The 17,804-nt window shown below is 56.4% G+C and carries 16 protein-coding genes; 5 read left to right on the plus strand and 11 right to left on the minus strand.

Features of this window, described 5'->3' with window-relative positions:
- Positions 1-12 precede the first annotated feature (12 nt).
- The 3 genes from P8014_RS18750 to P8014_RS18760 all read left to right on the plus strand — a co-directional run bounded on the left by P8014_RS18750 (position 13) and on the right by P8014_RS18760 (position 2,619).
- Positions 13-462, plus strand: a complete 450-nt coding sequence (locus P8014_RS18750; RefSeq protein ID WP_337818849.1) for a nitrogen fixation protein NifZ — start codon at positions 13-15, stop codon at positions 460-462.
- A complete protein-coding gene (gene nifM, locus P8014_RS18755; protein WP_337818850.1) occupies positions 459-1,331 on the plus strand; it encodes a nitrogen fixation protein NifM in 873 nt (290 codons plus the stop codon). Before P8014_RS18750 ends, nifM begins: the two co-directional genes overlap by 4 nt.
- 247 nt (positions 1,332-1,578) lie before the next feature.
- Positions 1,579-2,619 carry a site-specific integrase gene (locus tag P8014_RS18760; protein WP_337818851.1) on the plus strand — a complete coding sequence of 347 codons (1,041 nt, stop codon included), beginning with the start codon at positions 1,579-1,581 and terminating at the stop codon, positions 2,617-2,619.
- A 149-nt stretch (positions 2,620-2,768) separates the two neighbouring features.
- Here the strand turns inward: P8014_RS18760 and P8014_RS18765 are convergent, their stop codons facing one another.
- The 4 genes from P8014_RS18765 to P8014_RS18780 all read right to left on the minus strand — a co-directional run bounded on the left by P8014_RS18765 (position 2,769) and on the right by P8014_RS18780 (position 6,650).
- A complete protein-coding gene (locus tag P8014_RS18765) occupies positions 2,769-3,581 on the minus strand; it encodes a hypothetical protein (protein WP_337818852.1) in 813 nt (270 codons plus the stop codon).
- Positions 3,582-3,868: 287 nt separating this feature from the next.
- A complete protein-coding gene (locus P8014_RS18770) occupies positions 3,869-4,627 on the minus strand; it encodes a hypothetical protein (protein ID WP_337818853.1) in 759 nt (252 codons plus the stop codon).
- 135 nt (positions 4,628-4,762) lie between these two features.
- Entirely contained in the window at positions 4,763-5,569 is an 807-nt protein-coding gene (locus tag P8014_RS18775) for a restriction endonuclease (RefSeq protein WP_337818854.1), read from the minus strand.
- A 97-nt stretch (positions 5,570-5,666) separates the two neighbouring features.
- A complete protein-coding gene (locus P8014_RS18780) occupies positions 5,667-6,650 on the minus strand; it encodes a hypothetical protein (RefSeq protein WP_337818855.1) in 984 nt (327 codons plus the stop codon).
- A 373-nt stretch (positions 6,651-7,023) separates the two neighbouring features.
- Between P8014_RS18780 and P8014_RS18785 the strand changes: the two genes are divergently transcribed.
- Positions 7,024-7,335, plus strand: coding sequence for a hypothetical protein (locus tag P8014_RS18785; protein WP_337818856.1), 312 nt, complete (start codon positions 7,024-7,026; stop codon positions 7,333-7,335).
- Between the two features lie 2 nt (positions 7,336-7,337).
- Positions 7,338-9,215, plus strand: a complete 1,878-nt coding sequence (gene traI, locus P8014_RS18790) for a TraI/MobA(P) family conjugative relaxase (protein ID WP_337818857.1) — start codon at positions 7,338-7,340, stop codon at positions 9,213-9,215.
- Positions 9,216-9,361: 146 nt separating this feature from the next.
- Here traI and P8014_RS18795 read toward each other — a convergent pair whose 3' ends face one another.
- From P8014_RS18795 to P8014_RS18825, 7 genes are all read right to left on the minus strand, one after another.
- A complete protein-coding gene (locus tag P8014_RS18795; protein WP_337818858.1) occupies positions 9,362-12,010 on the minus strand; it encodes a DEAD/DEAH box helicase family protein in 2,649 nt (882 codons plus the stop codon).
- A 2-nt stretch (positions 12,011-12,012) separates the two neighbouring features.
- Positions 12,013-13,812, minus strand: a complete 1,800-nt coding sequence (locus tag P8014_RS18800) for a site-specific DNA-methyltransferase (RefSeq protein ID WP_337818859.1) — start codon at positions 13,810-13,812, stop codon at positions 12,013-12,015.
- Positions 13,812-15,596: an AAA family ATPase gene (locus P8014_RS18805; RefSeq protein WP_337818860.1), complete on the minus strand. Its 1,785-nt coding sequence runs from the start codon at positions 15,594-15,596 to the stop codon at positions 13,812-13,814. The genes P8014_RS18800 and P8014_RS18805 overlap by 1 nt, the downstream gene beginning before the upstream one ends.
- Before the next feature lie 147 nt (positions 15,597-15,743).
- Entirely contained in the window at positions 15,744-16,466 is a 723-nt protein-coding gene (locus P8014_RS18810) for a hypothetical protein (RefSeq protein ID WP_337818861.1), read from the minus strand.
- Positions 16,467-16,468: 2 nt separating this feature from the next.
- Positions 16,469-16,855, minus strand: coding sequence for a HigA family addiction module antitoxin (locus tag P8014_RS18815; RefSeq protein ID WP_337818862.1), 387 nt, complete (start codon positions 16,853-16,855; stop codon positions 16,469-16,471).
- A gap of 56 nt (positions 16,856-16,911) precedes the next feature.
- Positions 16,912-17,181 (minus strand): type II toxin-antitoxin system RelE/ParE family toxin, encoded by a 270-nt coding sequence (locus P8014_RS18820; RefSeq protein WP_337818863.1) that lies wholly within the window; start codon positions 17,179-17,181, stop codon positions 16,912-16,914.
- On the minus strand, positions 17,165-17,392 hold the full coding sequence (locus P8014_RS18825) for a TraY domain-containing protein (protein WP_337818864.1): 228 nt from the start codon (positions 17,390-17,392) through the stop codon (positions 17,165-17,167). Before P8014_RS18825 ends, P8014_RS18820 begins: the two co-directional genes overlap by 17 nt.
- Positions 17,393-17,804 lie beyond the last annotated feature (412 nt).

A 17,804-nucleotide genomic window follows, 5' to 3' on the forward strand; every position in this document is an offset into this window, starting at 1 on the left:
GGAGCCAAACACATGCGCCCCCGTTTCGACTACGGCGACGCGGTGCGGGTAATCCGCAACCTGCGCAACGACGGCACCTTCCCCGGTCAGGACACCGGCAGCCTGCTGGTGCGCCGGGGAGAAACCGGCTTCGTGCGCGACATCGGCACGTTCCTGCAGGACCAGATCATCTACTCGGTGGACTTCGTCGGCGTAGGCCTGCAGGTCGGCTGCCGCGAACCCGAGCTGGTCCCCGCCGACGCCGAGTGGACACCCAGCCGCTTCGAGTTCCGCGACCGCGTACGCGCTCGCCAACCGCTCGCGTTGCAAGGCGAAGTCCTGATCGCCGCCGGTCAATCCGGCGTGATCGAAAACGTGCTGCAGGGCGACGACGACACCCCGCTCTACGAAGTGCGTTTCCCCGGACGCACCCTGCTGGTACCGGAGCCGGGGCTGCTACCCGACACAGGAGAACAAGGATGAGTGAGACGCTCATACCCCTCCCCGAGCACACCCCGCCCGAGGTCGCCTACATCGCGCTGGACTACGCACTGGAGCAACACCGCAAGCCGGTGTGCGAACTCGATCCGCGGCAGGCCGAAGAACTCCTGACCAAGGCACGCCAGCGTTACCGCCTGGAGCAGCGCATCCTGTCCTCGTCGGAGGGCCATGTCAGCCAGGTACCGGACTCCACGCTGCGCGATGCCGAATCCAAGATTCGCCAGCGCTACGACACCGCCGCCGAGTTGCACACCGATCTCGCCCGCAACGGCCTGAACGCCGACGGCCTGCGTGCCGCGCTACGTCATTTCCTGCGCGTCGATGCCGTACTGGCGCACGTACGCGAGCAGGCTCCTGAGGTCGGCGAACTCGACGCCCGGCTCTACTATCACGCCCATCGCAGCGACTTCGACCTGCCCGAGACCCGCAGCGCACGCCACCTGCTCATCACCGTGAACGCGCAGTTTCCCGAGAACAGCCACCCAGCCGTACGCCGGCGCATCGAAGCGCTGCGCCGGGAACTCGCACACGAGCCGGATCGCTTCGCCGAACTCGCGCAGCGCCATTCCGAATGCCCCACCGCGCTGGAAGGCGGGCAGCTCGGCCGGCTGCGCCGCGGCACGCTCTATCCCGAATTGGACAAGGCCCTGTTCAGCCTGCCCGAAGGCGGGTTGAGCCCCGTACTCAAATCCCCTATCGGAATGCATCTGCTGCACTGCGAACGCATCCACCCGGCACGGATCCTCGAGGAGGAACAGGCTCTGCCGCGCATCCGCGCGCTACTCACGCAGCAGCGACAGAAGGACCACGAGCGGCAGTGGCTGGAGGAGATCGAGTCGGAACTGCGCTGACCCGTCGCCGCTGGCGATCGACTTGTCGTCGGCAACAAAAAACCCGGCGCCTCGAAAGTCGCCGGGGTTTCAGAATGGTGGCGGAGAGAGAGGGATTCGAACCCTCGATGGAGCTTTTGACCCCATACTCCCTTAGCAGGGGGCTGATTTTATTAGGACAACCATTTCCATGTCAACAACTTAATGACTATGATGGCTATCAGATTTGTTTTTCGCTCCACTGACGCTCCACTAAGGATTCCGTTCAATGGCTGCTATCGCCCCGCGCAAAAACGATCTGGGAGAGATCATCGGCTGGCAGGCCCGAGTACGCAAGAAAGGCTGGCCAACGCAGACCAAGACGTTTACCAGCAAGCGAGATGCCCAAACGTGGGCACGACGCATCGAGTCCGACATCGAGCGTGGGAGCTACGTGTCGGCGACGCTAGCCGAACAAACGACCTTCGCCACCCTCGCCCAACGCTTCGCGGATGAATACGCCCCGCATCACTATCGCGGTCAAGGCTGGGCATACAAGCTCCAGCAGCTCCGCCGGCGCCTGGACGCCTACAGCCTAGCAGCTCTAACGCCCGCGCGCGTCGCAGAATACCGCGACGAGCGCCTATCCGACACGGATACTCGTTACAGCAGATCGAAACACGCTAAAACCGTTTCTCCCGCTACCGTGAAGACCGAACTTGATCTGCTGTCCAAGATGCTGACAGTCGCCCAAAAGGAATACGGCATCGCCCTCCCCTCGGGCAACCCGGTGCAGCACATACGCAAACCTAAGGACGCGCAGGCGCGGGATAGGCGCCTATCAGAAAGCGAATTCGCTGCGTTGCTCGATGAATGTGAACGCTCGCGCAATCCGTGGCTGAAGGCCGCCGTCCTGTTCGCCGTCGAAACCGCCATGCGTCGCGGCGAGATGCTAGGGCTCAAGTGGAATGCCGTCGATCTAGGCCGGCGTATCGCCATGCTGAGTGAAACGAAGAACGGCGAAGTCAGAGCCGTGCCTCTCTCAAGCCGCGCCGTCGAAGTCCTTCAAGGCCTCCCTCGCTCAGCAGAAGGCCTCATATTCCCGGTGGGAAGCATCACCCTCTACCACGCCTTCTCGGCTGCAGCACAACGCGCCGGCATTGAAGACTATCGCTGGCATGATCTACGCCATGAGGCGGTCAGTCGGCTGTTCGAGCGAGGCGATCTATCTACGATGGACGTAGCCGCCATATCAGGCCACAAAACCCTTCAAATGCTCAAACGCTACACACAGTTACGTGCCGAGAAACTGGCGGAGCGATTGGGGTAATTTCTTCCCTTGCGGCTGAACTCCATATCGCCCATAGCATTCGACCTGCCACTTCCGCTCGTGACGCTGAATGGACAGTGAATATTTGCTTTACATGCCTGCACACCTCCCACAGCCTGACAGAAGGTTGTGACGCGAAAGCACGTCTGTTATCGGTTTCTCATTCGTTTAGTGAGGTCAAAATTGATCTTAGGAGCAAGCTCATCCACGACCTTGTCTATCTGATTGCGTTTCACCACTAATTCGTGGTCATCTGGCAAGTCACCACCATATCGAATCTCCTCAAGGAGGATATCGAAATCCAGCATCGCGCCAACCAACCAACAGCAAGAATAAAGTGAGTTGTACACGGCAGGAAAAAGCCTACGCTCATTCTCCTCTATAGGCACATCGATATACTGTAAATCTTTCAATAACCCACCAAACACCATCATTTTTTTACCATTTGGATGCGCTTCGTCGCATATCTGCTCCCAAAACTGCTCCTTGTCCTGTTGGGTCCTTTTTATAAACTCTATAACAGCCTCGCCTACTCGCGGCGGGCTCTCGGGAGATTTGTTCTTCTTGTCGGGGCCAGAAGATGTGGAGAACGCATACGCATCAACGAGGCGACTCAACGTTTGCCACTCTTTCGCCTTGGCCTTTTTGTCAGCACGTTTGAGAAACGAATGAAAGATTGCCAGTGTTTCGAGCAATGAGCGTGCACATACAAGTGAGCCAAGGAGCGCCCTTTCATTCCAACAAACAACCACCCCTTTCGTTAGATCAAGCACACGATGTAGTAGGGCTTTACGATATGCCTGCATACGCCCTGTTATCGATATGCCCCCTAAGCCTTCAGTAAGGTCGATGTCTGTTGAAAAATTATCCTCAATACTACGTAAGCCATTGTACGTGACCGAGAGGAATGGCCATGGTCCATCAGGTATACGACCTTTATGAAACCAGATCACTAGAATCAAGCCCTCAAGCTCTAGAGGTTAAATTACGCACAGGTTAACCATATGGAAGCCATCAAACAGTTGTTCATTATGACATCAATAATTGATCTGAATCTAACAACAGGCAGGACATGATCATCAACGAGGTGGCAAGCTAGAGGCAGATACCGGCACGCTCCAGTCAGTCGCGTGCAGGGAATGCGCTATCGGCTCCAATCACAACAACACAGCAGTCCAATGCCGAAATAACTCCAAAGTCTGGAGCGAGCGGAAGAGCTTACCAGGCTCATTGTTCTCATTAGACTTTCCTACACTTCCAAATCCAAGCTAACGCCAAGAGTTTTGCTAATTGCAAACCAAGCCAGACCATTCAAAAAGTTGGCCTTCACCAACGGATAGCTACAAGTGCCAGTCACTGCCCGCTCATGGAATAGACTCCGGTGAAAACCAACGTAGTTATAACAAAACACCACATATGGAACCTTGTCCGTCAATAGCCCGCCAATTTTTGCCTTCATTGCATCTATAGGCTGACCCACGTCATGCCACACCTTACTTCCAAACAAAGTCGTTAGCTGTTCCGAATCACTTGGCGGAGAAAATGCATTCAGGATATCCGTCTCATCTACTATATTTACTGAGTGCGAGGATTCGAAAATACTCGTGATGTCTACAAAAATGGCGCCTTCTCGATATTTCTCCCCCGAACGCTCTATCTGTTCGATGGCCGCCTTTACCCTCTTTTCAACTTTGGAATCGGATGACACCCTTTTACATTCCACCGCAAGATTAAGATCAACGACAACGACGTCCGTCGGCTTCGACAAATCTACCAGTTGACCACTCTCAACAAACCTTGCTGCAACGATCAATTCAAAAAGGTAGTTCCTCGATTTGTGCGCCGGAACCCCTTCAGCCCCCGCGCGAAACAAAGGACCTTTAATTGCCAACTTCATCGCATCTATGAAACGCTTAGAGCCATGGCAACGAAGGCGGTTGCTGAACTCGATGATATCTTCCAACTCAGAAACTGTCTGTAAAAAGTAAAACATATCAGCGACCTTCAAGCAGATTGGTCTTTGGCGAAAATTCAGAACATTGCGACGAACGATCTAGCCAAGTTAGCCGACCCGTACATCTCACTCAGGGCTAACCGGTTTCTGAAAGTGTTTGCGGAAAACTTGTCCGACAGCAGCGCTTTGTTAAATGTGATTTTTGATACTGGGTATTTCACCCTTGTAGTACTCCGCAATTAGATCTTCTCTGGAAGCTGGAAGTGTTATAAATGGCTTGCCTTTAAGTGCGCCTGGAGGCGCAAACAACACAGCCGCACCGTAACCTCTCATTTCGAAGAGTTCTAGTTGCAACAAGAAAGCCCTGAAAACATATTGAGGCATTCCCCTAACACACCATTTGTTAGCGCTAAGCTGCGCTTCTTTAAAAGCACGTTCAGCATGGTCTTTGGAGTAAAAAAGCAACATTTCAAGACGCCTTGTTGTTGGGTGCGGACAAGCAAAGAAGCTACCAGTAACTTGGCCACCTCTTTTTTCCATGATGGTCCAGAACGGCTCCCCGACAGTGCTTTCATCGGGTAGCGCCACAGTTTTTAGCCTTTCTGCCAACAACTCGTTAAATCTTGGCAGATCATCAACAGTGATGAGCATCACATCGTTGTCTTCGGCAATTTCGTACGCAAGTTTCTGATACCCAAACCTAGAGACCATCACTTTTTGGATGTTTCCAGCATTAGCAAGTTTTCCAAAAAACTTGGCCACCTGTCCATTATCAACTGGCCGCCCGTGATCTTTGCATTCAATTGCGACCTTGTGAGTAATCCCGGCTTTTTCAAATTGATAGTAAACATCTACTTGGTGAGAGCGACCAAACTTATCAACAATCTGAATATCTTGGCCAACTACAATACCTTCATCTTTCATATTGAGAAGAAAGGAATATACCTGTTGGACATGTTTCTCTAATTCTATTCCGGAGCTCATGACGACACGCATCCTCTAATCCAGCTGAAATCAAGATAAAACCTAAAATTCCAGCGCCACAACTACTCACGAACCGCTCATCCACCAATCGGCGAGAGAGAAAACATGGCTAAGTGACCTCTGGCGGATTGGTTGGCTGGCCACACTTCAAAGCGGCTTCCTTCCAAGCAACAATACGCGGCGAGTCCTCGGGATCGAGCAGCAAAGCATTCCCTATGTTCGTATCATCAACGGTCGGGAACCCGGTAAACAGATCAACCGGCGTTAGTTCGCCTGGCGGAATTTTGTCGATCATGCTCCGCTGCCTAATCGCACCGCCCTGCCCTAGCCCCCACACTGTCTGTTCGTCCTTGTAGGGACGCCCATCGGGGTAGCGACCAAACGGCGCTTCTGGATCGACACCGGGCAGAACCCCATAGAGCCTTGAGCTAGACGACAACCGGGGCGACACGTAGCACCACCAGTTACGAAACATCGAGCCAGTATCAGGGAGAGTTAGCTTGTCGCCCCGCTTCGCTTCGATTTCGTATGTCGTCCACTCAGCAGGCACCGGCGGCATGTCCTTCGGCCGAAATTCTTCAGGTAAGACGTAGCGCAATGGCATGGGCAAAGGTGATTCTGCCGGCGTCCGGTCGCCAGGTTCAGCAGAATCCCACCAACGCACCGGCGCACCTGTTATCCACGTTCCCCCGAGTTCGAGCGGATCGCCTGGTGAATAGTCCAGAGAATCCGTTGCTTTCTTAGGTGTCGGTTCGGTTTCCGCCGGCATGTGATCCGGCGAAGTTGCCGGCTTCTCGCTCGATACCTTCGGGGCGGCCTTACGCACTGGGGTCGCTTTCACTTTTTCACCAAACCTCGGCGCCGGCTTCGATTGTTTCGCTGCCGGGCTGGATGTCGGCTTACTCCCCTTCGCTTTGCGCAGCAGAGATAGCCCATTGCTCAAGGTCTTTGGCGACATCCCAAGCACATCAGCAATGGCAGAAAGTCGCACACCCTCACTCAGCCGGCGCTCGATCAGATCGTAATTTTCCGCGACCCGATCATGGGCGGGCCTCGCCGGACTGAGCCGTTCCAGTCGTTCCGATGTGTCCATAGCCGATGCCTTTCCAATTCCCTATACGTTCCCAGAGTATTCCCTGTTAGTTCCCGAATCAATCCCGCAGGATTCCCAAGGGATTCCCACGGGAACCCTTTAGGATTCCCGGCTACGCACAGATTCTTTTCCTGAATCCACACCATCACCCGTACAAGGTAATGGGTTGTCTAGACAACGCCGGGGCGGCGCGTCAGATCAACCCGACTTGGTCAGGCTTCGCCCGACACCCTTTTACCCGGCGATGCCCTTCTCCGCGCTGTCGCTTGTCGCAGTTGCATAGCCCCCGAATGCCCAAGTGCTAACCGTCTGCTGCGCTCCATTTCCCCTCCTGCGGATTGATCTATGTGGACACGTGGAGAAACAAACCCGCATGACTAGACACCAAATCAACCTACGAATGCCTGATGCCGAATCCATCGAGGACGTGAAGCAGAAAGCCAAGGCCGCAGGCCTGCCCGTTGCCGAGTTCGTGCGCCGCGCGATCGACGGCCGGCGCACCGCGTCCGTGGTCGACCGGCAGATGGTCGGCGAGCTGCGCCGGCTCGGCGCGCTCTTGAAGCATCGCTACCCGAAGGACTCCAACTGGTCCCTGGAAGAGAAACGCGAGTATTGGGCGCAGATGGAACGCATCACCGCCCTGGCGGGCGAGCTTGAGGCCCTGATTCGAGGGAGGCAGGATTAGCCATGCTTGGCAAGGTCATCACTCTGAAGAAGGACGGGCCGACCGCTCGCGGTTTTGTCGAGGCCGTGCGGTACGTCTCCCGAACGGACAAGGAAGCCGAAGAGCTGGGCCAGGCACCGATCGCAGCCGGGGAAATGGGCTTGGCCAATCTCGAAGGCGACTTGGACAGCGCCGACGACTTGCTGGCCCTGGCCAGCGCCATGAACGCCACCGCGTACCTGTCGCAACGCTTCAAGGGCAATCCGGTGTATCACCTGACGGTCAACTGGCAGACGGGCGAGCACCCTACCCGCGACCAGGCCGCCGGAGCCGCGGCAAAGATGCTTGAGGCGCTGGGCATGTCGGAGTGTGAGGCGCTATGGGCGATCCACCGCGACACGGACAACGACCACATGCACCTGCTGGTCAATCGCGTGCATCCAGAGCGCGGCATCGTGGCTGGTCCGCCGAGGTTCGACTACCTGCTGATCGACAAGGCTTGCCGAGAATTGGAGCTTGACCAGGGCTGGCGCCATAGCGCCGGGCCGTATGTGGTGATGCGATCCGCCGACGACCAAGAGCCGGAAATCAAGCGCGTCAGCAAGAAGGAGCGCGAGCGGCGCGGCCTGATCGGCGAGCGCGGTTTCGAGCTGGGGCCGGAACCGGCCGTAGAGCAGGACATCGAGGCCGGGCCGGGGCCGAGCCAGCGGGCCGGCCGTGCGGCGAGGAACCAGGCCGCCCCGCCCTTCCAGGCCTGGATCGCCGGCGACCCTGGCCAGGCCTTGCGCCAGCGCCTCGATGCACCGGGCGCCGACTGGCAGGCGGTGCATGAGTGCCTGGCCGGTTTCGGCCTCGAACTGCGCCCCAAGGGCAGCGGGCTTGTTGTCGCCGGCCGGCACGACGGGCAAGAGGTCATGGCCAAGGCCTCGCAGCTCGGCCGCTTCGCCTCGAAGGCGGCGCTTGAGAAGCGATTGGGCGACTTCGTGCCGGCAGAGGCTCAGATTGGAATAGACGCGGACGGCGCCACGTCATACGGGCGCTTTGTGCATGATTTCCAAATGGGGGGCGATATAACGGAGAGCGGCCGGAGCGATCAGGAGCGCGAAGAACGCCGGAATCAGCGCGCACAGGCGCGCGAGGCCCTGAAGCTGCGCTTTCTGGACGAGCAGGAAGCCCGCAAGGAAGAGCGCCAGGCCAGGCGCAAGCAGCGCACGGCCAAGCACGCGGCCGAGCGCAAAGAATTGCGCGAACGTCTGGCCTCGCGCCGTGGCGCTTTCATCGCGTCGAAGATCAGTCAGGGCATGGATGCAGGCATGGCCCGATCGCTATGGGCGCTTGAGGCGGCCAAGGAACGCGAAGGCCTGGCCGCTCAGCACGCCGCAGAGCGGGCAGACGGCGACGAGCTGGGCCGCTCGCTGGTCTGGCGCGACTGGGTACAGAAAGAGGCCGAGAAAGGCGATCCGGCGGCGGAATCGGCATGGCGAGGTATCCGCTACCGCGACAAACGCGCCGGCGGCGAACATCGCAACGGCATCGAGGGCGTGCCGATCGGGGAACCCGAAAGCCTCACCTTCGCCAAGCTACAGGCCGAGGCCGACCGCCGCCGCGGCGAGATTCGCTACAAAACCGAGGACGGCCGGCACCTATTCACGGATACCGGGCCGCGGATCGAAATGCACACGCGCGAAGAGGATGCCGTGAGGCTCGGGTTGCGGGTAGCGGCGCAGAAGTTCGGCGGGTCCGTCGAGATAACCGGCTCCGGTTTGTTCCGTGAGCAGGCCGCAAGGGAAGCCGCTAGGCTTGGCATTGGCGTTAAGGATCAAGACTTGCGGGATGTCTGGGAACAGGAACGCGAGGCGATGCAGGCGCCGTACTGGGAACGAGAAGGGCCAGAGCGGTAGATCAAACAGGAACGCCTTGCCATCAACCCATATTGCCGAAACTCAAAGATCGCATATAACCCACTCGCGAGAGAGTATTTTCGATAACAACTGAAAAGCTCGATTCCCGTTGATTCCGTTGTTATATGCGTATTGTGGCTCCCCTGCTATACGCCTTCATCCACCAATGCCTGCTTCCAGTCTTTCTCCATCACCATTTTGAAACGCATGGGGTCGCCCAGATCGTCCAGTTCAAGCTGGCCAACGGCGGCGGTGAGATCGGCGTAGCGGGTGAAGAGCTCAAATAGCTTCCGCTTGTATTCAGTGTCGTCATTGCCTTTCAGGTGGTCGCCCTTGGTCTCCAATACCGAGAAGCGGAACTTACCGTCCTCGACTCCGTGCACACAGGCTAACAGGTCAGGATATACCCGGTGGCGCTGCCAGCCCTGTAATCCGTAAGAACGCTGATTCACGGCAATGCGGTGCCACCAATACACACTCGCACTCTCATCCAGGTACCACGCGGTGTTCTTTTCCAGATCGTTGAATTCCTTCTGGTAGACCTTTTCAAAGAGACTCTTTTCGAGCGGAGCACCGTTCTTGCGGTACAGCAGTGGATCGACATCCGCAACATCAAGTTCTAAAGTCTCGGCAATCTTCCAGTTCAGGACTGGATCGTTGGAGGAAACCAGTCGCAAGGCAATCTCACCGCTCTGGAGTTTGTCGCGGAACAGCGCTTCGGCCATGGCGTTGACCTGCTTGCGCAAGTCCGACTTCATGGTCAGCGCTAGATCCAGCCGGTTGGCATAAAGTTGCTCATCGCTCACGCCCTGCTTCCGCAGCGCCTCCAGAGTTTCTTCCAGCAACCGCATTCCCTGCCAAGGGTTGGGTACCACGTCCAGCAGCTGGCGCACCAGGTAAGGCTCATCCAGCCCTTCTTCCGGTAGCGCTTTGATCTCTTCGTGCTCTAACTCGAATACCGTCTGCCCGGTCTCTTTCGCCTTCCGATCCAGCGTCACACGGGCGACAGTACGCTGCAATTTGTCGTCATCAACGGTGGCCTTTTTCAAGTCAAGAAAGCGCAGCGACTCCCAGTCGAGCGCGCCCAACACATCCCGGTCGTAATCTAGAGGGCGGTAACCGTCTGGCGCACTCCTATCACGATGCAGCACTCGGGGCAGAAAAATCGGTGGCAAACCGGCAAATTTGCCACGTCGTCTAATCGTTTCTCGGTGCAGATTACGGGCCTTCCCCGTGCTGGGATCGACGGCCTTTACGCTAGAGGCGAGATCGGCCATGCCTTCATCCTCCAAGCCCTTGCGCACGCTATTGACGGCCTCGGTCACGTCTTGGTCGAACGTGAACACATAGCACTCATCCAACTCCGCGTGCCCGGTGGCCCGAGCGTAGGGTTGCCGCAAGACACGGCCGATCATCTGTGTCAGCGCGGTGGTGGCAGTGGTGCGTGACAGTACCGCCAGGACGTAGGCAAAAGGACAATCCCAGCCTTCGCGCAGGGCGTCCTTAGTGATGATGAATCGCACCGGCGAGGTATCTGAAAGCAAGTCTTCGTCGGCCAGCTCGTCATCGCTAGAGGTTTTCAAGCGGATATATTCATCCTTCACGCCCAGCTGGTCCCGCAGGTACTCGCGTGCATCTTCGGCATGCACAAAGCCTGCATCGCGCTGATCCTTACCTGTGCGTTCGACACGAATCAGAACGATTGGGCGGATGTACTGACCCAATTCTGCATGCCAGTCTTGGGCTGCTTGCTCCAACTCCTGCTGCTTGGAATGTGACAGCGTCAGGGCGTGCTTCCAGCCGCCTTTGCCCTCGTTGATCACGTTGATAGGCAGCTTGATCATCTCCTCGTCCTTGAGGTCCGCCCCTGGCACGTTTACCAGCACATTGGACTGGTGTTTGCCATTGGTGTTAGGCGTGGCGGAGAGCTCTAGAACGAAGCGGGGGTTGAACCCGGCCAGCGTATCGCGGGCGGTATCCGAATAGGCCTTGTGCCCCTCGTCGATAACCACTACCGGGCGTACTAAGCGCAACACGTTGCCCAGACTCTGCTTGATGGAAATAGACCCCGGCACAATCCCCTCGGCGAAGCCCATATCCACCAGATCGTTTTGGTCGAGGTTCGGCACGCGTTCGAGAAGGATGTGGTTCGCGTCGCTGTCATCCTCCACCGGGAAGAAGGAGGTAAAACGCCCGCTGTCGCGGAACAGACGCAGCGTTTCCTTGGACTTACGCGCCGCCGAGGGAAGCATCAGCAGCATCACGCACAGCTGTCCGTCAACATCTCGCTGGGTAAAAGCATCTCCCTTCTCCAGCAATTTGACCCGCCCACCGGATGCACGTTCCAGCATCTGTCGGTAGGGGTGTTCACGGTTCGCCAGTTGTTTCCACGTCTGCCTGTAGATGGCTTCGGACGGCACCACCCACAGCACTAGTCCGACTTGGCGCTTGAAGTAGTCAGCCTGGATGCGTTCAAGTGCGGCGGAGGCCAGCAGCGTCTTGCCGCCACCGGTCGGTACTTTGAAGCAAATATTAGGTACGGAAAGACCCAGTCCGTCGTGACGCGACAGATAGGGTGCAACGACAGGCTGGCTGGCGTGGTACAGGTATGGCAACAAGCGTTCAGTATTGAGCTGCTCCCATGTGTCGCGACAGTAGTCGTTTAGTGTGGCTGTCCTGCCCTTACTCTTCTGGAACTCGACGAAATCCTCGGCCTGTTCACGCTGTTCAGCCAGCACCGTCAGATATCTGTCCAGCTTACTCAGCACGCCTTGCTGGTACTCCTTCAGCTCCATGCTCAATCCCCCAGGATGCGATGCACTGCATAGGGAAGCTGGCAGAACTCAATGCGGCGAGAGGTCAACTCCTTCTGACTCATGAACTTGGCCACAGCAAACACGATGGCGCGCTTGCCTCCCTTGTTGCCTTGCTCAATGGCCGTCACACGCTCGGCATTCAGCGCCGAGTCGTTGGAACGCAACCACTCTCGATTCGGCTGGTAGAACAGATGCACACGGAACAGCTCGGTCTCGCCGATCAACCCATCAGGAGCAGGTTTGCCGACTTTCTCCAGCGATTGCCCCGTGGCGGTGTAGAAAACATACCGCGCCAGTGCCTCAAAACTAGGCAGGTTCTTTCCGGTGAGCAGACTTTCAATATCGATCGGCTCGCCCAGAACGCAATAGGTAAAACTGCCACCAAGGCCCGGCGCAGTTTCCTTCACCTTGCGCTCACCGGTGACGGTTAGCACGCCATCCTTAATCTGCTTCTTGATTGTGTCGTACTCGTGGCCGTGAAGGTTTTCGATGGATGCAATGTGCTCCAGCACCTTGGCCTGCTTTTTCTCAAACGTACTCCAGGTTATGTTTTCCCGGTAGAGCTCCATGCGCTGAGTGCCGGCATAGGGATAGCCCTTGATCACTCGGCGCACGCGCTCTGCCGTGAGACTATCAGCATAGTCTTCACACTCAACCAGAATGAAACGTCTATTTAATCCATCCTTTTTATTCGCTTCCAGCACTGAATGAGCAGTTGTCCCACTTCCAGCGAAAGAATCTAAGACAACAGAATTTGTGGATGTGGAAATTTGAATTATTCGTTCAACTAGCTCATGAGGCTTCGGCGCGTGAATCCCCAATTCATCACGCTCGGAAAATATTTCCATGAGTCGTTTCTTAGATGTCTCGGTATCACCGACTTCTGAAGCCAACCAAAGTGTATTGGGAACCAACGCTTTGTCTTGGCCTTCTATCGGCTTAATACGGGGTCGTCCATTTCCATTTTTTGGCCAATAAACACGCTCCTGCGCCTTTAACTTCTCGAACTCTGATTCCGTAGCCCCCCAACACCGGCCTTTAGGTGGATCAAGAATCAATCCAGTGGGTGTTGTAATTTTATACACCTGATTTTTACGATAACCTTGCGCCGAAAAAGGTATGGTGCCCTTGGTATCAGAATCGCTCTCATCTCCATCAGCGCTAGCGCGAATAAGGTTTCTCTTCAATCTCCAGCTATCCGGGAGGCCTTTTGTATAAAGCAACAAATGGTCAATACTTGGTGAAAGTGCTGCTCGATTTTCCCTTGAAGTTCTTTTCTGCCAAGCAAGTTGCCCAACACAACACTCCTCGCCAAATATTTCGTCAAGTATTTTTCGTGCATGATGAACCTCATTATCATCTAATGTAATCCAGAAACTTCCATTTTCTGAAAGAAGCTCATATAGAAGATTGATTCTTGGCCACATCATGCACAACCACTTGTCATGCCGCTCCAGGTCTTCCTTATCCACCGGATTGGCAGCCTTCTTTAGCCATTCCTTCATCAGCGGCGAACGCACATTGTCGTTGTAACACCACCCTTCGTTGCCGGTGTTGTAGGGTGGGTCGATAAAGATGCAATCCACCTTGCCGGCGTGGGTAGGTAGCAGAGCCTTGAGCGCTTCCAGGTTGTCGCCATGGATGATCAGATTGTCGTCGAGCGAAGGCTTCTTGCCATCAGCCGGCAGGGACTTGTCGGGCACCACCTGCAATTCGCGAAAGGGCACCCCGAGGTGGTGGGAATAGACAAACTGCTTGCCCTTGAATTCCAGCGTTGGCATTAAAGACTCCTGATCCAGTCAAAACACGCCTTGAAGGCGGGCATCTGTTGTTCGATTTCAGCCGCGCTCATGGAACGCAACTTCTGCTCCTGTTCGATAATCGCTTCTTCGCCCTTGTCATCGCTGCCGGTGACCTGCTCTATACAGCCTTCCAGCCAAGCCCAGACGTTGTGGGCCTGAAGAGCGCTCTGCGTCTGTTTGGCAATGGCTTCGCCGTCGGCATCGGCAGCAAATTTTGCCCAAACGTCGGCGGCCAACCAGCCGCTGTTCTTGTCGTTCTGTGGCAGACCGTTTGTGTGCAGCGTGAAGCCGTGTTCGGATTCCAAGCGTTGGAGGATGGCTTTAGCCTGGGCCAGATCATCCCCGTCCCGCGGCAGCAGACCGCCCTTGCGGGCGTGAGTGTAGGCAAAGTCGAGATCAACCACCGCACAGGCGGCAATACCCATGGCTGCCAACACCGGCAGAGCCTTAGGGATATCGGCGCACGAGCCCAACGACACAAAAGCCACATGGTCCAGGTCGGGCGGTTTCTGATAAAGCCGTTCATAAGCCAATGGGAGCAAGCGTCGATCGGTCTTCCCTTCGCACAACACCACTCGGTCTGCAAAGTAGATATCGGCCAGATTGCTCAGCTCGAATAGGGTGCGCGACTGGCTCTCGGCATTTTGTAGTGCATCCTCCACAGCATGGCGCAGAGGTTTTTGAGTGATTACGCCTGCCTCCAACGTCTTACCTACGATGACGGTATCGGCAGCGTTATCCCGGCTCAGCATGAGTGGCGAATGGGTGGAGAAGATCACCTGAAAACCAGTTCCCGCGAGACTGGCAAGTGCCTCCCGCAAACGTCGCACCGCATGCGGGTGCAGGTATAACTCTGGCTCATCGATCAACAGTAAACGACGCGAAGGGCGCGCTTCTTCCCCTTTGCGGTTTTCCGCCAAGTGGCGAATCAACGCCATCTGGATCGCCCGCTGGGCACCCGTGCCCATTTGATCAAACCGTCGCCGGTCGCCGGTGGCATTGTCGGTCACATGTAGATCACCAGCCTTGAAGAACTCTTTGACATCCACAGGCTGCAAATCCAGCTCCAGTGCTAGGCCGGGGAAGAATTGAGCCAGCGCTGACGTGGCGTCATCATCGAATTGCTTCAAATGCTCGGACCGGTTATCGCCATCGGCTGTCAGCACGTTGTGGATGGTCTTGAGCGCGGCATTCAGCTCCGTATGGGCGGCCAGCAAAGGCCCCATAATCTCGTCGAGCAGTCCCTTGATGGTAGTCCCAGCCTTGGCCTTACCCAGATCTTCGCCAAGATCGTGCATGGCCTGCACGACTAACGGCTCCGGCAACAGCGCCGACACCGCTTGAGGCAAGCCGGTGGGGTAATCACGCCAGTGTTCCGGCAAGTCACTTCCTGAGCTTTTCGAAATATCCCAGACTTCTTGCTTAATCGCTTTCTTACCAGTCCCGGTAGAGGTCACACGAATCCACAATCGGCCATCGCGACAGTAAGGCTCAATCGCTGTTCGATGCTTCTGCTCAGGAATGCGCCCCAAAATCTCGTCACTGACACCGTCAATACAGGCGGCCACTTCCAGTGGGCTCTGAGGATCGAAGAGCTCATTAGCCGGCAACGCCTTCGGTTTGAGCACCCACTCAATCGCCTGAATGATGGTGGACTTGCCGGTATTGTTTGGACCAACCAGGGGCGTATAGCCCTCCAGTGGCAACGATACTTCGCGACAAGCGCGGAAGTTCTTTATGACAAGGTGGCTGAGCCGGTGCATGCATGCCTCATTTGTTCTTCTGGCGATCCAGGGGCTTTTTGTCTCGAATCAAGAGCTGGGTGCGTATAACTACCAGCAGGCTCCCTAACTGCAGTGTTACTCCCCAGCAGGGTCGCGGGACTCAATGCGACACCGTGCAGGACAAGTCTAGAATCGCTTAGGCATTGGTGGCAGCTCATCAGCCGTCTTGGCGATACCCAGACGATAGTGCCAATAGCTCCACGAGTGAGGGTGGAACCATCCAATCTCGGCTTGGCGAAGAACGGCCGCCAGACGCTCATTGTCAAAGTACTGGGCCAGCTCCCGCACGTCTTCTAGCTCGCCCCTATCCATAATGCGGGCGACAAGGTGCATCGGGTATTGCAGCGCCTCTTCAGGCGTCTTCCACCAAATGTAGCCGGGCGCAAGACGGATCAGGTATTCGCGCTGCCCCGGGTTTAGCTCGAATGAGTTATCGAGCACCGCTTGATGCCGCCGCACATACTCCCGCATCAAATCGCACACTAGCTGCTCGGCCGTAGTACCGTTGTCCTGTGCGGCGGCGGTAAACGCGGCCTTCAGCGTAGCGTCATCGTCCGCGGCCATCAGATCATCGTCGCAGACCTTGCGCAGAACATCAGCACGCCAAGTCGCCGCTTCAGCTTCAACCTCTTCGGTCGACATCAGGTTGCCGGCGTCAGCTGAAGCCTGCGCAGCCTTCACCTTGGTGCGAACCCAAGCCTTGGCAATATCGTCGAGTGCTGCGGCCAATAGAGCCGGGTCATTCTCTTCCAGAACAACCGTCAGATACTCCGCCACATCCTCTTCGCTGTTCAGATACTCGGACGCATCAAACTCGGGCAGTTCGGAAACCTTGGTTATTCGGAGCACGGTCAACCCTCCCATACCTCACGACCAACTTCCGGGCCAAAGTCTATTTCACCATGAAGATTGTCCGGTGTTATGTTGGCAATCCGCGCACTATTAGGGCGTTGCTTTGACAGACCGTCTTCCAATGCGCGAACTGGCGGTTGTTCCTGCTGCATCGCGCACCACAAGTCATAGTTGGCATGCATCGAAAGCCAGGCGCGGGCCGTGCTGACGCCCGCCTGCTCCAAGCGTAGCGCCAATTCGGCGCTAATGCCGGTTTCGCCGGATACAACACGCGACAAGGCATCCCGAGACATGACCAGCCGATCGGCCGCTTCGGCTATCGACAGATTCAGCGGTGCCAGTACCTCATCCCTGATTATTGCTCCTGGGCGCGGCGGTTTGTGCATGTCGGATGCCCTGATTGATTACACAAATGCGCAAAGGATCAATTGCGCATCAACTTTCAACGGTATACGTCTCGCCTATTACCAATTCTCACGACCAAGACGCAAAGCTCCGCGTCCTCGATGCTGACTATCACGCGGAAGTCACCAACCCGGTATTTCCAGAACGCGCCCAGTTTGGCACCTTTCAATGCCTCGCCAATACTGCGCGGATCGTCCAGGGGTGCCACACGTCCATGAAGGAATACAAGAATGCGGCGTGCAATCTGCGGATCGAGTTTCGATAGCTCACGTTCGGCTGATCGCTCGAACTTAACCGTCCAGGCCATAACGTGCCATCAGCTCGTCAAGCGAAACAGTGTCGGACTTCCCTGCGCGCAGGTCCACAAGGCGCTGCTCGGCCAGGTATAAGTCTTCGAGGTCGTCGATGTGATCGACGATCGCTTCGGTGGCGTAGAACGTCTTGCTACGACCGGTGCGCGCCGCCAATTCGTTGAGCCGGGTTTCAACATCGCTGGGGAGTCGGATTGAAATGGGCATGGTATTGCCTCCTGCTTAAATGCGATACAAGTATCGCTCCAAGCATTCTGCAAGTCAAAGATCGCTGCTAGAGACGCATGCGCTGAACAACTTACAGCGTAAATGCGCAAAACAACATATGCGCACTTGCGCATTAGCTCATTTACTCCCCTCCCCTATCTGCTCCGATAGTGCACACAACGACACAAAAGTACGGCCAATGAGGGGTAGCAGGAAAGAACGACTGGCGGCGGGTTACAACCTAGGCTCAACTGGACTGCTGACGACTCAGAAGATCAAGCGCGGCGTTCACTCTGAACCGCCCCGGGTATTGCGGAGGCTCCGACACTTGAGAGAATGGAGCCATGAACAAGTCGAAGAAGTTTTCCCCGGAAGTGCGTGAGCGTGCGGTTCGCATGGTCCAGGAGCATCG

Origin of the sequence: Acidihalobacter sp., assembly GCF_037381185.1 — a bacterium.
Lineage (GTDB): Bacteria > Pseudomonadota > Gammaproteobacteria > DSM-5130 > Acidihalobacteraceae > Acidihalobacter_A.